The organism is Actinomadura sp. DC4 (assembly GCF_030406325.1).
Taxonomy (GTDB): Bacteria; Actinomycetota; Actinomycetes; order Streptosporangiales; family Streptosporangiaceae; genus Actinoallomurus.
In genome coordinates this window covers 52,653-69,035 of the sequence record NZ_JAUEQY010000017.1, presented here as the reverse complement: position 1 = coordinate 69,035, position 16,383 = coordinate 52,653, and the positions used below count along the sequence as shown (strand labels likewise).

Annotated in this window: 15 protein-coding genes; 7 read left to right on the top strand and 8 right to left on the bottom strand. The window is 72.7% G+C overall.

What is annotated here, in order from left to right; genetic code table 11:
* The first annotated feature begins 112 nt into the window (after positions 1 to 112).
* Positions 113 to 1,396: a hypothetical protein gene (locus QWU11_RS26730; RefSeq protein ID WP_290117170.1), complete on the top strand. Its 1,284-nt coding sequence runs from the start codon at positions 113 to 115 to the stop codon at positions 1,394 to 1,396.
* 74 nt (positions 1,397 to 1,470) lie between these two features.
* Here the strand turns inward: QWU11_RS26730 and QWU11_RS26725 are convergent, their stop codons facing one another.
* A complete protein-coding gene (locus tag QWU11_RS26725) occupies positions 1,471 to 2,034 on the bottom strand; it encodes an XRE family transcriptional regulator (protein ID WP_290117169.1) in 564 nt (187 codons plus the stop codon).
* Between the two features lie 52 nt (positions 2,035 to 2,086).
* Here QWU11_RS26725 and QWU11_RS26720 point away from each other — a divergent pair, with 52 nt between their 5' ends.
* Complete coding sequence (locus QWU11_RS26720) at positions 2,087 to 2,584, top strand: GNAT family N-acetyltransferase (protein ID WP_290117168.1); 498 nt, start codon at positions 2,087 to 2,089, stop codon at positions 2,582 to 2,584.
* On the opposite strand, the gene QWU11_RS26715 is transcribed toward QWU11_RS26720, so the two are convergent.
* Positions 2,581 to 3,096: an SRPBCC domain-containing protein gene (locus tag QWU11_RS26715; RefSeq protein WP_290117167.1), complete on the bottom strand. Its 516-nt coding sequence runs from the start codon at positions 3,094 to 3,096 to the stop codon at positions 2,581 to 2,583. The genes QWU11_RS26720 and QWU11_RS26715 overlap by 4 nt on opposite strands.
* A 125-nt stretch (positions 3,097 to 3,221) precedes the next feature.
* Between QWU11_RS26715 and QWU11_RS26710 the strand changes: the two genes are divergently transcribed.
* Positions 3,222 to 3,680, top strand: coding sequence for an SRPBCC domain-containing protein (locus QWU11_RS26710; protein WP_290117166.1), 459 nt, complete (start codon positions 3,222 to 3,224; stop codon positions 3,678 to 3,680).
* Here the strand turns inward: QWU11_RS26710 and QWU11_RS26705 are convergent.
* Together QWU11_RS26705 and QWU11_RS26700 are read right to left on the bottom strand one after the other, a co-directional pair.
* Complete coding sequence (locus tag QWU11_RS26705; RefSeq protein ID WP_290117165.1) at positions 3,667 to 4,464, bottom strand: DUF2510 domain-containing protein; 798 nt, start codon at positions 4,462 to 4,464, stop codon at positions 3,667 to 3,669. The genes QWU11_RS26710 and QWU11_RS26705 overlap by 14 nt on opposite strands.
* Positions 4,465 to 4,484: 20 nt before the next feature.
* Entirely contained in the window at positions 4,485 to 5,906 is a 1,422-nt protein-coding gene (locus tag QWU11_RS26700; protein WP_290117164.1) for an MFS transporter, read from the bottom strand.
* 217 nt (positions 5,907 to 6,123) lie between these two features.
* Here QWU11_RS26700 and QWU11_RS26695 point away from each other — a divergent pair, with 217 nt between their 5' ends.
* Positions 6,124 to 7,455 (top strand): serine/threonine-protein kinase, encoded by a 1,332-nt coding sequence (locus QWU11_RS26695; protein WP_290117163.1) that lies wholly within the window; start codon positions 6,124 to 6,126, stop codon positions 7,453 to 7,455.
* 180 nt (positions 7,456 to 7,635) lie between these two features.
* Here QWU11_RS26695 and QWU11_RS26690 read toward each other — a convergent pair whose 3' ends face one another.
* The 3 genes from QWU11_RS26690 to QWU11_RS26680 form a co-directional block, all read right to left on the bottom strand.
* On the bottom strand, positions 7,636 to 8,859 hold the full coding sequence (locus tag QWU11_RS26690; protein ID WP_290117162.1) for a cytochrome P450: 1,224 nt from the start codon (positions 8,857 to 8,859) through the stop codon (positions 7,636 to 7,638).
* A gap of 19 nt (positions 8,860 to 8,878) precedes the next feature.
* Positions 8,879 to 10,495, bottom strand: coding sequence for an FAD-dependent oxidoreductase (locus tag QWU11_RS26685; RefSeq protein WP_290117161.1), 1,617 nt, complete (start codon positions 10,493 to 10,495; stop codon positions 8,879 to 8,881).
* A 67-nt stretch (positions 10,496 to 10,562) separates the two neighbouring features.
* Positions 10,563 to 11,219 carry a TetR/AcrR family transcriptional regulator gene (locus tag QWU11_RS26680; RefSeq protein WP_290117160.1) on the bottom strand — a complete coding sequence of 219 codons (657 nt, stop codon included), beginning with the start codon at positions 11,217 to 11,219 and terminating at the stop codon, positions 10,563 to 10,565.
* Positions 11,220 to 11,290: 71 nt separating this feature from the next.
* Here QWU11_RS26680 and QWU11_RS26675 point away from each other — a divergent pair, with 71 nt between their 5' ends.
* Together QWU11_RS26675 and QWU11_RS26670 are read left to right on the top strand one after the other, a co-directional pair.
* Positions 11,291 to 12,220: an ATP-binding cassette domain-containing protein gene (locus tag QWU11_RS26675; protein WP_290117159.1), complete on the top strand. Its 930-nt coding sequence runs from the start codon at positions 11,291 to 11,293 to the stop codon at positions 12,218 to 12,220.
* The gene (locus tag QWU11_RS26670; protein WP_290117158.1) at positions 12,210 to 12,947 is read left to right on the top strand and encodes an ABC transporter permease; all 738 of its coding nucleotides are present in this window, start codon (positions 12,210 to 12,212) and stop codon (positions 12,945 to 12,947) included. Before QWU11_RS26675 ends, QWU11_RS26670 begins: the two co-directional genes overlap by 11 nt.
* On the opposite strand, the gene QWU11_RS26665 is transcribed toward QWU11_RS26670, so the two are convergent.
* Positions 12,928 to 13,905, bottom strand: a complete 978-nt coding sequence (locus QWU11_RS26665) for a DMT family transporter (RefSeq protein WP_290117157.1) — start codon at positions 13,903 to 13,905, stop codon at positions 12,928 to 12,930. The two genes, QWU11_RS26670 and QWU11_RS26665, sit on opposite strands and share 20 nt — an antisense overlap.
* Before the next feature lie 93 nt (positions 13,906 to 13,998).
* Between QWU11_RS26665 and QWU11_RS26660 the strand changes: the two genes are divergently transcribed.
* Complete coding sequence (locus QWU11_RS26660; RefSeq protein WP_290117156.1) at positions 13,999 to 16,383, top strand: hypothetical protein; 2,385 nt, start codon at positions 13,999 to 14,001, stop codon at positions 16,381 to 16,383.

The window sequence follows — 16,383 nt, the reverse complement described above, 5'->3', positions numbered from 1 at the left end:
CCTACAGATCCGCGAAGCGAACGCATAACGGAAAGGCTCACTGGTCACGGCCTTACTGACCAGTTGCCGGGAAGCGCTCTGCAAGTTTGATCTTGCGCGACAGGCGGTCAGAGTGCAGACTCTTGCAACGATAAGAGGTGTCAAGTCGGCTCGATTCGGCCGCCTCAGCCTTTCGTGTCACATGTCTTTATCTACCGTTCCCGAAAACGACTCCCGGGTTGGAACCGGACGGTGCAGCGGCCGTAAGCCGATTCTCACCGGCCTCCACCAGGTCCTGCGCGGTGATGAGGAATGGGAGCACATCTTTTGGACTCCGACCGTCCGAAGCGGCGTCCGCGTGCAGTCCTTCAGCCGCCCGATCCTGGACCAGCAGCTGCGAGAGCAGGTCATGGCCCTCGACAACGTGGACTACGTCGACGGGTTCCGGGTGGATGACCTCCTCTGGGCCGATCGCAGGAAGGTCCGAGGCGTCACCGGAACGGCCGGTGACGTGACCCGCAGCATCGAGGCCGACCTTGTGATGGACGCTTCCGGGCGAGCGTCGCGACTCGTCCGCTGGATCGGCGACGCAGGAATCCCAGCACCACGCGAGCTGTCCGCGAACCCGCGGATGTCCTACACCTCGCGCCTGTACGCGGGGCGCCCGGAAGGCGATCTGGCGATCGTGGGAAACCACTGTCACGCACCCCGAAGACGACGGGGCGGCGCGTTCGGCCTTCTGGAGAACGACACGAGCATCCTCACGCTCTTCGGCGTCGACGGATGCCCGCCGCGGGAAGAGGAGTTCACCCGGTTCGCCGCAAGCCTCCCCCAGCGCGCGGTCGCCGACTTCATCCACGGCCACCACCCGATCGGGCCGATCCACCACTTCGCCAATCTCGGAAACCGCTGGAAAGTCATCCACCGGTGCAAGGAATGGCCTGAAGGGCTCGCGGCAATCGGCGACGCCGTGTGCGTGTTCAACCCGGTCTATGCACAGGGAATAACCGTCGCGGCCTTGCAGGCACTCGAGCTGGCCCGATCCCTGGACCGTGGGGAGCACGTCCTGCGGTTCCAGAACCGAGCCGCGAGAGTCATCCGCCTACCGTGGACGATGGCGACCAGCACCGACGAGGCGTGGGTCGACGACCGTCAGGGGATCACGGCACACATCGCTCAGCGGTCGATGGACCGTGTCATGGCCCGCGCGGCGGGAAACCCCGATCTCTACCGGAAGCTCCTGGCCGTGCAGGACATGCGAGAGTCCGGTGACCTTCCTCACCGTCCGAAGCGTCATCGCGCTTCTTCTCCGAAACCGGCCGGCTCCGGCCGAGGGCCGGACCACGGCGCCGCCGGCGAGCACGCCCCGGTAGTGCCGCGCGAGTCCCGCAGCGGCGGGCGACCCGTCAGGAGGTGAACCGGTCTTACTCGGGCTCGGCCTGGTCCGAGGACGGTGTGGCCGGGGAGGGCCTCGCGGTGCTTGCGACCGCGTCAGAACAGCGAGGGGGTGAGCATCCACAGCAGCTCGGTGTCCTCGGCCGACGGGTTGCGCCAGGTCTTGCGTTCGCGGCCCGTGAAGGTGAGCGAATCGCCGGCCCGCAGGCGGAACACCTCGCCGTCGAGGGCGATCTCGAACTCGCCCTTCGTGACGTGGATGAACTGCGCGTCGGAGATGGTCCGGTAGGCGGGCTCGCCGTCCTCTTCGTTGTTCCCGCCGGGCGCCACGGTCGAGTGGAGGACCTGGATGCGCCGGTTCGACCGCGGGGTGAGGAGGAAGTCGCGTACCCCGGTCCCGCCGAAGTGGAGCGCGGCTCTCTGCTCGGCCGTGACCAGGCCGAACTGCTCGTCGTCGAACAGCTCCCCGACGCGGACGCCGAGTACGTCGCAGATCCTCAGCAGGGAGGCCACGGACACGTTGGCGCGGTCGCGCTCCACCTGGGAGAGGAAGCCCTTGGTCAGCCCGGTGGCCCTGGCGAGCTGCTCGATCGTCAGCCGGCGTTCCCGCCTGGCGCGTCGCAGGCGTGGCCCGATCGGGGGGTGGGCGTCGGTGGTCATGGACTCCGAAGTTTTCTCTCGACAAACTTTTGTATGCCGGTAGCATACCGGCATGACCGCCTCACCGGTACGGATCGAGCCCTGGTCCGACGACGATCTCGACCTTCTGCGGCGCCTCAACGCGCCCGAGATGATGACGCACCTCGGCGGGCCGGAGACCGAGGAGCAGATCCTCAAGCGCCACCGGCGCTATCTCGACCCGGGGGAAGACGGCGTGATGTTCCGGGTCGTCGCACTCCCGGGCGGCGAGGTCGTGGGCAGCATCGGGTACTGGGAGCGTGCCTGGCGCGGCGAGACCGTCTATGAGACCGGCTGGAGCGTCCTGCCGGAGTTCGCGGGCCGGGGGCTGGCCACCGCGGCCGGCGTCGCCGTGGTCGCCGCCGCCCGCGCCGAGCGCCGGCACCGTTATCTCCACGCCTATCCGTCGGCCGGCCATCCCGCGTCCAACGCGATCTGCCGCAAGCTCGGCTTCTCCCTCCTGGGTGAGTGCGACTTCGAGTATCCGCCGGGGCACGCCATGCGCTGCAACGACTGGCGGCTAGACCTTTAGCCCTTCTTCGACTCGGCGCGGGTCTTCAGCGCGGCGTTCATCGCGTCGAAGCGGGAGCAGCTCGACGCCAGTGTGCCGTGCATGAACGGCACGGCGATGCCGCGGAAGGTCTGGGCCTGGGTGAACCGCACCCGGTCGGGGCCGGCCGCCTCGATCGTGAACCGCTGTTCGCCGTCGGCCAGGTGGCCGATGTCGCGGAACCGGCTCTGCCAGCGCAGCTCGCGGCCCGGCGTCACGATCGTCACGGACGGGCGGACGGTGTCGGTGCCACCGCCGGAGCGGACGCGGAGGGTCAGCGTGGCGTCCTTGGCCAGGTGGCCCTCCGCGGAGGTGATCTCGGGGTTCCAGTGGTCGTAGGCGGGCAGGTCGGTCAGCACGTCCCACACCTTCGCGGCGGACGCCGCGATCTCCACGGACCGGGTGACCGTGTACGGGTGGCCGTTGCCCCACAGGTAGAAGCCGACGAGCACGATGACGGGTGCGAGGATCCCCGCGATCAGCCGCCTGAACATGAACGGGAGCATGCCACAGTCACCGCGTATCGGGCATACGGGTAGGAGATTCCCTACGATTGACAGGTAGGAGATCTCCTACCTATATTCGTCGGCCTGGCCGTACCGATGAATGAGGAGAACCCGTGACCGAGGACCCGAGGACGATCCGCGTCGATGAGTTCCTGCCGCACCCGCCCGCCGCGGTGTGGCGTGCGCTGACCGAGCCGGACCTGCTGGCCCGCTGGCTCATGCCGAACGACTTCCGCCTCGAGGTCGGGCACCGTTTCCTCTTCCAGGGCACGCCGCTGCCGAAGGCGGGCTTCGGCGGCACCGGGCACAGCGAGGTGCTCGGCTTCGAGCCCGAGCGCATGCTCAAGATCAGCTGGTGCGCCGCGCCCTCCGACGAGAGCGGGCTCGACTCCACGGTGACGTTCACCCTCGAACCCGAGGGCGAGGGCACCCGCCTGTTCCTCGAACACGACGGCTTCGACCCGGACGACCCCTACCAGGCGTACTCGCGCCGCTTCATGGGCGGCGGCTGGCCCGGCGTGGTCAGGAACATCGGCCCCGCGATCGACGGGGCGCCGGTCAGCTCACCGTGACCGAGTCGAGCACCTGGTCGAGGTCGCCCTGGTCCGGGAACGAGTCGGGGACCGAGACCCACAGTTCCCCCAGCCGCCGGTCGCCGCGGTCGACGATGAGGATCGCCACCGTGTCGGCGGTGAACTTCCAGCCGCGCGACCGGGCCTCGGTGAAGTCGAGCCGGAACCGTTCGAGCCAGGCCCGGTGCCCGCCGACCGTACGGGCCGCGGAGGACAGCGTCGTCCGGGTCTTGGCCATGGCGAAGTGCTCGGTGAGGATGCGGGCGGTGACGCGCCGCCCGACGGCCGGCAGGTCGCGCGGACCGGTGTAGCCGCTGCTCTCGGCCGTCCGCGGCACGCCGGACAGGCTGGTCGCGTTAAAACTCGCGTACTGCTCGAACGGCGACTGCACGACCGACACCTCGCCCGCGCTGAACAGGTCCGGGCGTAGCCACCCGCTGTCGGCGGCCGTCCACGGAGAGCCCAGCCGGGCGTAGGACAGGCCCGACGACGCGTCGATGACCGTGCCGGTGACCGCCGACCGGTTCGCCGGCGAGGGCGGCACCGGCACGGTGGAGGTGCCGCGCTCGCCCCCGCCGCCTCCTTCGTCGCGGAGGACGAACAGGGTCGCGACCACGACGGCCACGATGACGAGGACGCCCGAACCCGCGGCGAGCAGCCACGGGAGCGCGCCGCGGCCCGCCGGCGGAGCCGCCTCCGTCCACTCCCGGCCGTCCCACCAGCGCATCAGGCCTGGCGTGCCGTACGGGTCCTCGTACCAGCCCGGAGGCGTCAGGTCGGACATCTCGGTCATGCTAGGGCCTGTCACCGGACCGGCGTGGCCGTCTCTCCGGGTACGGCGGCCAGGCCGGCGTCCACCTCCGCGCCGACCGCCCGGCCGGCGGCGTGCGCGGACACGGCCGCGACCAGCGCCGTGGCGGCGAAGGCGGCCATGACCACGGTGAAGGCGTGCGCGGGCCGGCCCGCCATGGCCAGGTAGAGCGTGCCGAACGTCGCGACGCCGACCATGGCCGACAGTTGCGCGGTCGTGTTGACCAGGCCGCTGACGTCGGGCGCGTACCGCGCGGGCAGCGCCGAGGTCAGCCGCCCGAGCTGCGCGGTGAACCCCATCCCAAGGCCGAAACCGCCGACGCCGAGCAGGACGATCATCGCCGTACCGCCCGCCCCGGCCAGGCCGAGGGCGAGGTAGGCCGCGGCGAGGATGACGTACGCGACCGGCGCGGCGTGCCATCGCAGGATGGCCGGCAACCGCGCGGACAGCGGCCCGGCGACACCGAACGCGGCCACCCACGAGACCAGCGCCATCCCCGAGTACAGCGGGCTGCGACCCAGGCCCTGCTGGAGGTGGACGGCCACGACGAACAGCATCGAGAAGTACGTGCCGGTGGCGGCGAAGTGCGCCGTCATCGTCCGCCGTACGAGGGGGCGGGTGAGCACGTCCAGGTTCAGCAGCGGGTCGCCGCCGCGCGATGCGACGCGTCGCTGCCGGCCGACGAACGCCGCGAGCACGGGCACGCTCGCCGCCATGCTCACCCAGGTCCAGGCGGGCCAGTGCAGGTCCCGGCCGAACACCAGCGGCACGACGGCGAGCAGGACCGCAGCCGACAGCAGCGCCACACCGCCGAGGTCGAGCCGCTTGGCCGCGCCGCCGCGGTCGGCGGGCAGCACCCGCGCCCCGGCGGCGAGCAGCAGGACGCCGATCGGCACGTTGATGAGGAAGACCGGCCGCCAGCCGAGGCCGAACAGGTCCGCACTGACGAGCACGCCGCCGAGCACCTGCCCGGCCACCGCGCCGCCGGACAGCGCGAGCACGAGCATGGCCTGGGCGCGAGCGCGGGCCGGCCCGGAGAAGTGCACGTGGATCCCGGACAGTACCTGGGGCACCATCAGCGCCGCCGCCGAGCCCTGGAGGATCCGGGCCACGATCAGTGTGTACTCCTCCGGCGCCAGGCCGCAGGCCAGCGAGGCGAGCGTGAAACCGCCCAGCCCGGCCAGGAACATGCGCCGGTGGCCGCGGGTGTCGCCGAGCCGCGCGCCGGTCACCAGCAGCACGGCGTAGGCCAGCGTGTAACCGGAGACGACGAACTCCAGCGCGCCGCCGGAGGCGTGCAGCCCGTGCCGGATCGCGGGGCCGGCGACGTTGACGATCGCGACGTCGATGTTGGCCATGAACTGGCCGATGAGCAGCACGGCGAGGAGCCGCCGCCGATGCGAGGGGGGTGACACGGATCCTCCGGATGTCGTGGACAGGTCCGCAGAAGAACCCCGCGACCTGGCAACCGGTTGCGCGAAAGCACTTCCGGAAAAGGCCGAAACCACCGTCTGGCGGCCGAAAGGGCGATGTCGGCCGGCGCCGGGTTAGGCTCGCGGATCAGGGGGGCGTTGTTCGACTCTGGGAGGGGCCTTGGCCCGTTTCTCCCCGCTCGCGGCGGACGATCCGACGATGATCTCTGGTTACCTCCTGCGCGCCAGGCTGGGCATGGGCGGGATGGGCCGGGTCTACCTGTCCTTCACCCCGGGTGGCAGGGCGATCGCGATCAAGGTCTTGCGGCCCGAGTTCGCCGAGGACGACGAGTTCCGGCGCAGGTTCCGGCAGGAGGTCGCGGCGGCCCAGCGGGTGCAGGGCATCTACACCGCGCCGGTCGTGGACTCCGACGCCGAGGCGGCTCTGCCGTGGCTGGCGACCGCATACGTGCCGGGACCGTCGTTACAGGAGGCGGTGGCCGAGCACGGGCCGCTGCCGGTTCCGACGGTCTGCCGGTTGCTGGCCGGAGCCGCCGAGGCGCTCATCACGATCCACGCGGCCGGTCTGGTCCACCGCGACCTGAAGCCCGCGAACGTGCTCTTGGCCGACGACGGCCCGCGCGTGATCGACTTCGGGATCACCCACGCCGCCGAGTCCACCTCGGCGACGCGGACGGGCGTACGAGTGGGCACGCCGACGTACATGGCGCCCGAGCAGATCCTCGGCCGGCCGGTGACGTCGCGGACCGACGTCTTCGCGCTCGGCCAGCTCACGATGTACGCGGCGACCGGGCGGACCGCCTTCGGCGAGGGTCACCAGGACGCGCTGTTCTACCGGATCATCAACGAATCGCCGGAGCTCGGCGGCTGCCCCGACGCTCTGCGCGATCTCCTCGAACGCTGCCTCGCCAAGCAGGACGGCGAACGGCCGGCGCCGCAGGAGATCGTGGAGTTCGCCCGCGCCCAGACCGCGGGGCAGACGATGCGGATCGCCCCATGGCTGCCGCCGGTCATCGCCGACGCGTTCGCGTCGTTCGCCGCTTCGGCCGTCCCGCTGCCGCCTCCGCCGCCGGGCCCGCCTCCGACGTACCCGACGAGGGTCTTCTGGCCCGTGCCGCCCCCTTGGCCACGGCCCCCTTGGCTGCCACCGCCGCCGAAACGCGCCTGGCGACGCGGGGTCCCGGTGCCCGGGGTCATCGCCATCGCCATCGCCCTCGTCGTCTTGGTCTACGTTCTGGCCGCCGTATCGGACAAGGAACACTCGGGCCGGCCCCCGAGCGCGTCGGCTCTGGCCTCCCGGTCCCCCACTGTGGTCTACGAGGACGCCCGGTTCACCGTCCCGGGAGAGGGGTGCGACACGTACTGGGATCGGGGCGTGACGCTCTCGGCCTCGGGTCCCAAGGTCGACCTCGGCAGCGAGGACACCGATGACCTGGTGTACGCCTGCCCGGGGAGCGGCCGGTTCTCACCCCCGGCGACGACGCGTCCTTCGCGGTCGTCTCCTCCACGCCGGACGCCGCCACCTGCCTGAAGGCGATCGACAGGCAACCGATCACCCAGCTGTCCTTCGACGATCTGGCGAAGGGCATGCACATCTGCCTGGTGACGGTCCGGCCCAACCAGGTCAACGCGCTGAAGCTGGTGAAGCTGACGTCGTCGTACACGCTGACCTTCACGATCACCGCGTGGACGCTCGCGCGCGGGTGATCCGTCAGGGGCCGATGCCGTCGAAGTCGACCAGCAGGTGCCGGGGGCCGCGCAGTGAGGAGCTCGGCCGGTACGGCGGCGGGTCGGCGACCAGCCGGGGCTTCCGCAGCCGCCGTGCGAGCTCTCCCAATGCGATCTGGGTCTCCAGCCGGGCCAGCGGCGCGCCGAAGCAGTAGTGCAGGCCGCCGCCGAAGCCCAGGTGCTGGTTGGCCTCGCGGCACGGGTCGAAGCGCTCGGGCGCTTGGACGTAGTCCGGGTCACGGTTGCCCGCGGCGAGCGCGAGCACGATCGGCGCGCCGCGCGGGATCGTGACCTCGCCGATGGTGATGTCGTCCAGCGCCACCCGCGTCGCCGGGAAGTGCACCGGCGGCTCGTACCGCAGGAGCTCCTCCACCACCCCCACGACCAGGCCCGGTTCGCGGCGCAGCCGCTCCAGAAGGGCCGGGTGGCGCAGCAGGGTGAGGACGCCGTTGGCGATGAGGTTGACGGTGGTCTCGTGCCCGGCGATCAGCAGCAGCGTCGCGGTGCTGACCACCTCGGCCGGCGACATGCACGCGCCGTCGCGGTCACGGGTGAGCAGGCCGGACAGCAGGTCATCACCGGGGGCGCCGCGGCGGGCCTCGGCGAGGCCGGCCAGGTAGCCGTTGAGCGCGGTGGCGGCCCGCTCCCGGTGGCTCTGGCGCGAGGCCATGTCGTTCTCTCCGGGCCCGACCGAGTCGACGATCTCGGTGGACCACACGTGGAACCGCGGCTCGTCCCCGGGCGGTACGCCGAGCAGCCGGCAGATCACCGCCACCGGGAACGGGTAGGCGACCGCCTCGACCAGGTCGGCGCGGTGCTGACCGGCGAGGGCGTCGATCAGACCGGTCACGATCGCGCCCAGCTCCGGGCGGAGCCGCTCGAGCCGGTCCGGTGCGTCCGGCGGCCCGAAGTGGCGCATCGCCAGCCCGCGCAGCCGGTCGTGCTCGGGCGGGTCGAGTGCGATGAAGGCTGGCTCCTGGCCGGGCGCGCCGAACTCGCGGGCGTCGAAGCGGTCGTCGAGGTTGCGGCGGTCCGAGCTGATGCGCGGGTCGTGCAGCAGCGCGACGATCTCGTGGTAGGTGCTGACGACGTAGCTGCCGTCCTCCTGTGGCGCCACGGGCGTCTTGCGGAGCTCGGCGTACAGCGGGTACGGGTCGGCGCGGCCGGCGTGGTCGAGAATCCGCCCGAACGCGTGGCTCTCGGTCATGCGAGGCCTCCTTTCATGGTCAGCGACGTACGGGCCGGTGCACGAGTGAGGCGCGGCGTTCGGCCGGGTCGTGGCCGGTCACGACGACGGTCGCGCCGTGGCCGGCGGCGACCCGGTCGGGCACCCCGGCCGGGACCGGTGACGGCGCACCGGCTCCGTGGACGGTGCGGAACCGCGGCGGGAACGGTGCGGCCTGTTCGATCAGGCCCTGGTAGAACTCCAGCCACGTGCCCTGGTCGAAGGTGACGGCGGCGGTGACCCGCCCGCGGTAGCCGTACACGGCGACGAACCGGAACTCCTCGGCGGCACCCTGGGTGATCATCACCTCGTCGGCGAACGTCGGGACGCCCACGGACTTGATCTCGATGCCGAACTGGCTGGACCAGAAGACCGGCAGGGCCAGGTGGGGCCAGCGGCGGCTCTGGCCGCTGACCATGTTGTGCGCGGCGACCTCGGCCTGGGCGACGGCACTCCCCCAGTGCTCCAGGGTCAGGAACTGGTATTCGTAGACCGGGTGGGGCAGGCGTGCCACGTCCCCCGCGGCGAAGACGTCGTCGGTGACCAGGCCGTTGATGTCGAAGACGCGGCAGCCCGTGTCGCAGGCGACCCCCCACGGCCCGGCCGCCAGGCCCGAGCCCTCCAGCCACTCGACGTTGCGGAGCGCGCCGAGCGCGGCGACGGCCAGGTCGACCTCGAGCACGTCGCCGTCGGACAACCGGGCGCGCCGCAGCCGGCCGCCGTCCTCGGGGTCGCCTTCCAGGGCCGTGACGCTGACGCCGCAGCGCAGGTCCACGCCGTGCGCGCGCTGCAGGTCGGCCGCCACCGAGCCGACCACGCCGCCGAGTGCGCCGACCAGCGGCGCCGGGCCGCGTTCGGCGACGGTCACCGGGCGGCCGAGCTGCCGGCAGACCGAGGCGATCTCCGAGCCGGTGAAGCCGGCCCCGATGACCAGGACCCGGCCGGTGCCGGACGCGAGCCGCCGCCGCAGGCGCGTGGCGTCCTCGGCCGTACGGAGCGTGAAGACCCCGTCGAGCGCGGCCTCCGCGGCGTCGGGCCAGGGCCGGGCGCGGGTGCCGGTGGCGATGAGCAGGCGGTCGAAGGTGACGTCGCGGCCGTCGGCGAGGATGACCCGGCGGCGGTCCAGGTCGAGGCCGGTGGCGGGCACCCCGCACAGCCATTCGGCGCCCAGGTCGGCGAGCCGGGGCAGCGAGGTGCCGTTCGCGGCCACCTGGCCGGTGAGGACCTGCTTGGACAGCGGCGGCCGGTCGTAGGGCTCCCCCGGCTCGTCGCCGATCATCGTCAGCGTGCCGGTGAACCCCTCCCGGCGCAGCACCGCGGCGGCCCGCAGGCCCGCCAGGGAGGCACCGACGATGACGACGCGGCCGGTGAAACCGTCATCGCCCTGGGCCGGGTACGGGCCGGGGGCGCGGTCCGGGTCCGGCGCGCAGACGCGGTCGACGTGCAGGGCCTGGACCGGGCAGGCCGCCGCGGCCCGCAGGACGTGCTCGCGCAGCGCCTCGGGCGGGTCGGGATCGTAGGCGAGCGCCTCACGGCCGCTCATGGCGAAGACCTCGGGCGCCATGAAGACGCACTGGCCATACCCCTGACAGCGCGTGAGATCGACGACGACTCTCAACCGGATCCCCCCTTTCCGGGCGTGCCGCCCGGACCCCTACCAGGCACCTACCCGGGTTCGCGCGCCGTCAAGGCTGGGAGGACGTGGCCTTCACCGCGTAGTCGCCGACGCCGGACTCGAGCAGGTCGAAGGCGCGGCCGGCGGCGGCGCGTGCCGCCGGGACGGCGGTCTCCACGCGCTCTCCGGCCAGGCGGCGCCGCAGGAACTCCTCTGAGACCGTACGGGTCAGCGCCACGAGCTGGGCGGCGACGAGCCGTGGCGTCGGGTCGTCGGGGCCGGCGTCGGTCTCCTCGGCGAGGACGCGGGCGAGGTACTCCTCGCGCAGCGCGCCCATCTCGCGGATCCGGGTCGACAGGGCCGGGCTCTCGGTCACCATGCGGAAGAAGTCCGGGGCGCCGCCGGTGATGCCGTACCGCCAGTCGCGCTGGTCCAGCGCGGCCTCGAAGTCGCGGCGTACCGCCTCGACGGCCGACTCGCCCGGGGCGCGGGCGGCCACGACGCGGCCGAGGCTCTCGACGGCGGCCTCCTGCCGGTCGAAGAAGAGGTCCTCCTTGGTACGGAAGTAGTTGAACACCGTGTTGACCGACACCCCGGCGGCGTCGGCGACCTCGGCGACGGTGACCCGGTCGAAGCCGCGCAGCATGAACAGGCCCATGGCCACGTCCGCGATGCGCTCGCGGGTCTCCCGCTTCTTGCGCTCGCGCAGGCTCAGTTCCTCCGCCATCCGTCGATCGTATCCATCTTGGTGTCACTTAAAATTTGTAGTGACACCAAAAATGTGCCAGGGTCGACCGCATGGAACACGTCATCGAGGCGCGTGGCCTCGCCAAGTCCTTTTCTGGCGCCGAGGCGGTACGCGGCGTCGACCTGACCGTTGACGCGGGAGAGATCGTCGGCTTCCTGGGCCCGAACGGCGCGGGCAAGACGACGACGCTGCGAATGCTCACGACCCTGCTCCACCCCACCGCCGGCACGGCGACCGTCGCCGGCCGCGACCTGACCGGCGACCCGGCCGCCGTACGGCGCCGGATCGGCTACGTCGCCCAGGGCGGCGGCACCAACCCCGCCTGCACCGCGATGCGCGAGCTCCTCCTGCAGGCGCGGCTGTACCGGGTGCCGGACCCGGAGGCCCGCTCACGCGCGCTGCTGGAGCGGTTCGGCCTCACCGACCGCGTGATCGGGACGCTGTCCGGCGGGCAGAAACGCCGTCTCGACATCGCGCTGGGCATCGTCCACACGCCGGAGCTGCTCTTCCTGGACGAGCCGACCACCGGGCTGGACCCGCAGAGCCGCGCCGAGGTCTGGCGCGACGTCCGGCGGCTGCGCGACGGGCACGGCACCGCGGTCTTCCTGACGACGCACTACCTGGACGAGGCGGACGCGCTGTGCGACCGGATCCTCGTCATCGACCAGGGCCGGATCGTCGGTGAGGGCACCCCCGACGACCTCAAGCGCAGGCTGTCCGGCGACATCGTCACCGTGGAGATCGACGGCGACGCCGGCCAGGCCCGCGCCGCGCTTTCCGGCCTGACCGCCGTACGGAACGTGCAGGTCAGCGGCGACACGCTCCGCATCACCGCCGAGCACGGCGACCGCATCCTCCTCGAGCTCACCCGGGCCCTGGACGCCGGGGGCGTACGGCCGCGCTCGATCCGGCTCACCCGGCCGACCCTCGACGACGTCTTCCTGGCCCTCACCGCCCGGGAGGGCTCCCGTGCTGCGTGACATCTGGCTGATCTTCTGCCACCAGCTACGGCTGACGATGGGCGGCAAGGCCGGCCTGGTCTTCGGCGCGGTCCAGCCCGTCCTCAACCTCGCATTGTTCGGCCCGCTGCTGAGCGCCTACCTCGGGCCGGACAGCTGGCAGGTGTTCGTCCCCGGCGTGCTGATGCAGCTCGCCCTGCTCAGCGCGGGCCTGGCCGGGTTCGGCATCGTCTTCGACGCGCGCTTCGGCGTGCTCGAACGGCAGCGGGTCACCCCGGCCGGCCGCACCGCGCTGCTGCTGGGCCGGGTCCTGACCAACGTCGTCGTGCTGCTGGGCCAGTCGGCCCTGGTCGTCGCGCTCGGGTTCGCCTTCGGCTTCCGCGTGCCGGTGGCCGGGCTGCTCATCGGCGTGGCGCTGCTGGTGCCGCTGGCCGTCAGCCTCGCCTCGCTGTCGTACGCCTTCGCACTCGTGCTGCGGCGGCAGGAGATGTTCGCGCCGATGGCCAGTACGTTCATCGTGCCGATGCTGCTGCTGTCGGGGGCGCTGCTGCCGATGTCGACGGCGCCGGGCTGGCTGGACGCGATCTCTCGCGCGACGCCCTTCCGCTACGTGGTCGAGGGACTGCGCGCGGCCTTCGCCGGCCACTACGCCTCGGGCGCCCTCGCGGCCGGCGTGGTGGTGTCGCTGGCGTTCGCGGTGGCCGCCGTGACGGCCGGCACCCGGACGTTCATCCGCCGGCACGCGTGACGACGGCGGGCTCGACGACGAGCACCTCCCCGGGCACCGGCTCGCGCGCGGCGACCGAGCGCTGGGCGACGAACGCGCCGGCCAGCACGATCACTCCGCCCGCGATCTGGACCGGGGACAGGTGCTCGCCCAGAGTCAGCCAGGCGAACACCGACGCGGCGACCGCCTCCACATAGCCCACCGCGCCCGCGATCGGCGCCGACAGCCGGTGCACGGCCGCCACGCTGGCGACGTACGCGATGACGGTGCTGACCAGCACCAGCAGCGTGAGCAGGAGCCAGCCGGGCGCGGTGTGGTCGCCGAACGCCACGTTCCCCCCTATCACGTGCCAGGGGACATGCCACGGCGGGACGACCAGGGCCATGGTCACCGCCCCGACCGCGAACCCGCCGGCGGTCATCACCAGCGGGTCGATCCGGCCGCTCGCCCGGTCGGCGAGCAGGAAGAACGCCGCCTGGCAGGCCGCCGCGGCGAGCCCGGCCAGCACGCCGAGCAGGTCCAGCCGCAGCCCCGACCAGACCTCGACCACGCAGGTGAGCCCGGCCAGCGCGATCGCCACCCCGAGCGCGGCCGAGCGCGGGAGGGGGGTGCGCAGCACGAAACGCGTCCAGCCGACCACGAGCACCGGGCCGGTGAACTCCAGCAGGATCGCCACCCCGACCGGCAGACGCGAGGCCGCCACGAAGTAGAACGTCTGGCACCCCGCCACGCCCACCAGGCCGAGCGGGACGAGAAGCCGCCAGTGGTGCCGTACGGCCAGCGCGGTGGCGCGCGGGCGCAGCACCAGCGCGACCGGGAGCAGGACCAGCGCGGCCGCCGCCACGCGGACCCATGACGCCTGCAACGGCGACAGGCCGGCGCCGATCAGCGCCTTGCCGAACGAACCCGACGTCCCGAAGGCGACCGAGGAGAAGACCCCGAATCCCAGGCCCCACGCCTTCAGCCGTACGGCATTCATCAAGCACCTCTTTCGTCGCAGTTAAGGAGCATAACTACATCATGGTCCTTACCTACGACAATCGGATTGTCGCGAAGCACTACCATGCCCAGGGTGACTTGGCAGGCACCCGGCGCGCCCACCGCAGACCCGTTCGCAGCGATCGAAACGGACGTCCGCGCCATGACCGCCTCGCCATGGTGGATGAGCGCCGTTCCGCCGCAGCGCGCCCAGGCGATCACCTCGCGGATGCTCGCCGGCGCCGGCGAGTGGTGGCTGTTCGGGGTGTGGGGCCGCTGGTACCGCTGCGGGCTGGAGGGCAACTGGCACCTGTGCCCGCCGCCGTTCGACCCGGCCGTACGCCAGTCGATGATGCCCGCGCCACCGGGTGCGGGCAGCCCGCCCGTACCCCCCTCGATCATGCCGGCCGGCCCGGACCTGACCCCCGGCGCGCTGGCCGGCGACGGGCTGTTCGGCGCGCCGCCCCCTCCGCAGCTGCTCGCCCGGCTCCAGCAGGTGCTCGCCACCGCCGGCAACGTCAACCCGGCGCAGTTCCCGATCCACGACCCGCAGTTCGTGCCCGGCACGCCGAGCCCGATCGCGGTCTGCCTGTTCTCGGTGCTGTGGTGCGCGGGCGCACCGGTCGCCGACGCCGACCATCCCATCCTCGGCCTGTTCTCCCGCTACCTCAGCGGCGCCGACGGCGGGCCGCGCTGGTTCCTGCAGCCGGACCTGTCGCTGATCGCCGGCGCGTACGCCGAGCGCCTGCGGAACAACGACCCGATGGGCGCCGCGCACGTCGCCCGCACCGTGTGGGAGACGGCCGAGACGCTGCGCGGCGGCGCCGTCTTCCAGCCGCGCGCCGACGCCCTGTCGGCGATGTCCGGCGCGACCCTGCAGATGGTCCAGCGCGACCACGGCGGCATCCGCTTCGGCGACGCTGCGGTCATCCAGGAGTGGCTGCGCCGCTGCCCGCCGCAACTGCGCGTCGCGCTGCTGCGCGAGGCCGCCCCGGGCGACCACTTCCGGCTCGCCTGCTATGACCTGGCCGCCGCGGCCGCCGCGCTGCCCTCGGCGGCGAGCGGACCGGCCGAGGCGCGCCGCGTCGCGCTGGCCCTGCTCGCCGCGGACCTTGAGGGCGCGCCCGGCGCCGCGAGCACCGCGATGGCCTGGCTGGACCCCGAAGCCGTACGCACGCTGCAGTCCTTCTCCCAGCCCGGCCATCCGCTGCGGCGCCTGTGGCCGGTCGGCGGGGCGCTGCCCGACGCGGTCGCCGGCGCCGACCCGCAGATCCTGCGGACGCTGCTGGCCGCGTCCTACTCCACCGACCTGTCCTGGTGCCGCCTCGCCGGCCTGGCCCCGCCGAGGCCGGGCTTCACCGTGCCGTCGGCCCTGATGAACAGCCTCGTCGCGGCGCCCGACCCGGTGGCCGGCGAGTCGATGAGCCCCTGGGAGATCATCGAGGCGGCGCGGGCGCACCTGGCCGAACAGCGCAAGGCCGACGCCGAGGAGGCCCCGCCCGCGCAGGGCGCCACGACGGCCTGGCCGGGCGCCTCACCTCCGCCCCAGGCATCCGCCCCCTCACAACCGGGCACGACGGCCTGGCCGGAGACCTCTCCCCCGCCCGAGGCCATGCCCGGGACGACATCGTGGCCGGGCACCCAGCCCGTACCGCCCACCGCGGTCACGCCCGACCCCGTGGCCTCCAACCCCGTGGAGGCGCACGGCATCAGGTTCCTGCCCGGCGACGACGACGTCGAGCGGCTGCTCACCGAGCTGCGCCGGCGCGGCAAGTGGGTGCAGAGCCTGCGCGGCCAGGAGGTCTCCAGTGCCTCGGCCCCGGCCGTGCTCCTCGTCGGCGACATCTCCTGCGGGCAGCGCCGCCTCACCCGCATGATCGCCCGCGCGCTCGCCGAGGGCGGTGTGAGCAGCGGCGACGTGCACACGCTCGACGCCGACGACCTGGCCGAGACCGACCCCCGGCAGTTGCGCGAACGTTTCGCCGAGTACGCCGGGCACACGCTGCTGATCGAGGGCCTGGACGCCCTCCTGCTCGACGACGACCGCGGCGCCGCGTACGCCGCGGCGCTCTACCGGGCACGGGTCGAGGGCGTCAGCGACACCACGATCACCGCCACCTGCGCGCCGGAGCGGCTGAGCGCCCTCAGCGAGGTCGGCCCCGAGCTCGTCACCGACTTCCGGATCATCCGCCTGCCGGACCTGTCCGACGCCGACACCCGCGTGGAGCTGGCCGCCCTGCTCGCCGCCGAACGGCACCTGCAGCCGACCCGGGAGGCGTGGGCGGTGGTACGGCGCGACCTGGGCCGGCTGCGCGGGCGCGGGCGTCTCACCAACGCCCGGCTGGTCGAGGCCTACCTCGACCGGGCGTGCAGCCGGCACCTCAGCCAGGCCGGCGAGACGCAGGTGTTCCGCGGCGAGGGCGCGATGCCGCTGGAGCCGGGCGACTTCGAGGGCGTCGCGGCCGAGCTCGAAGGCTGA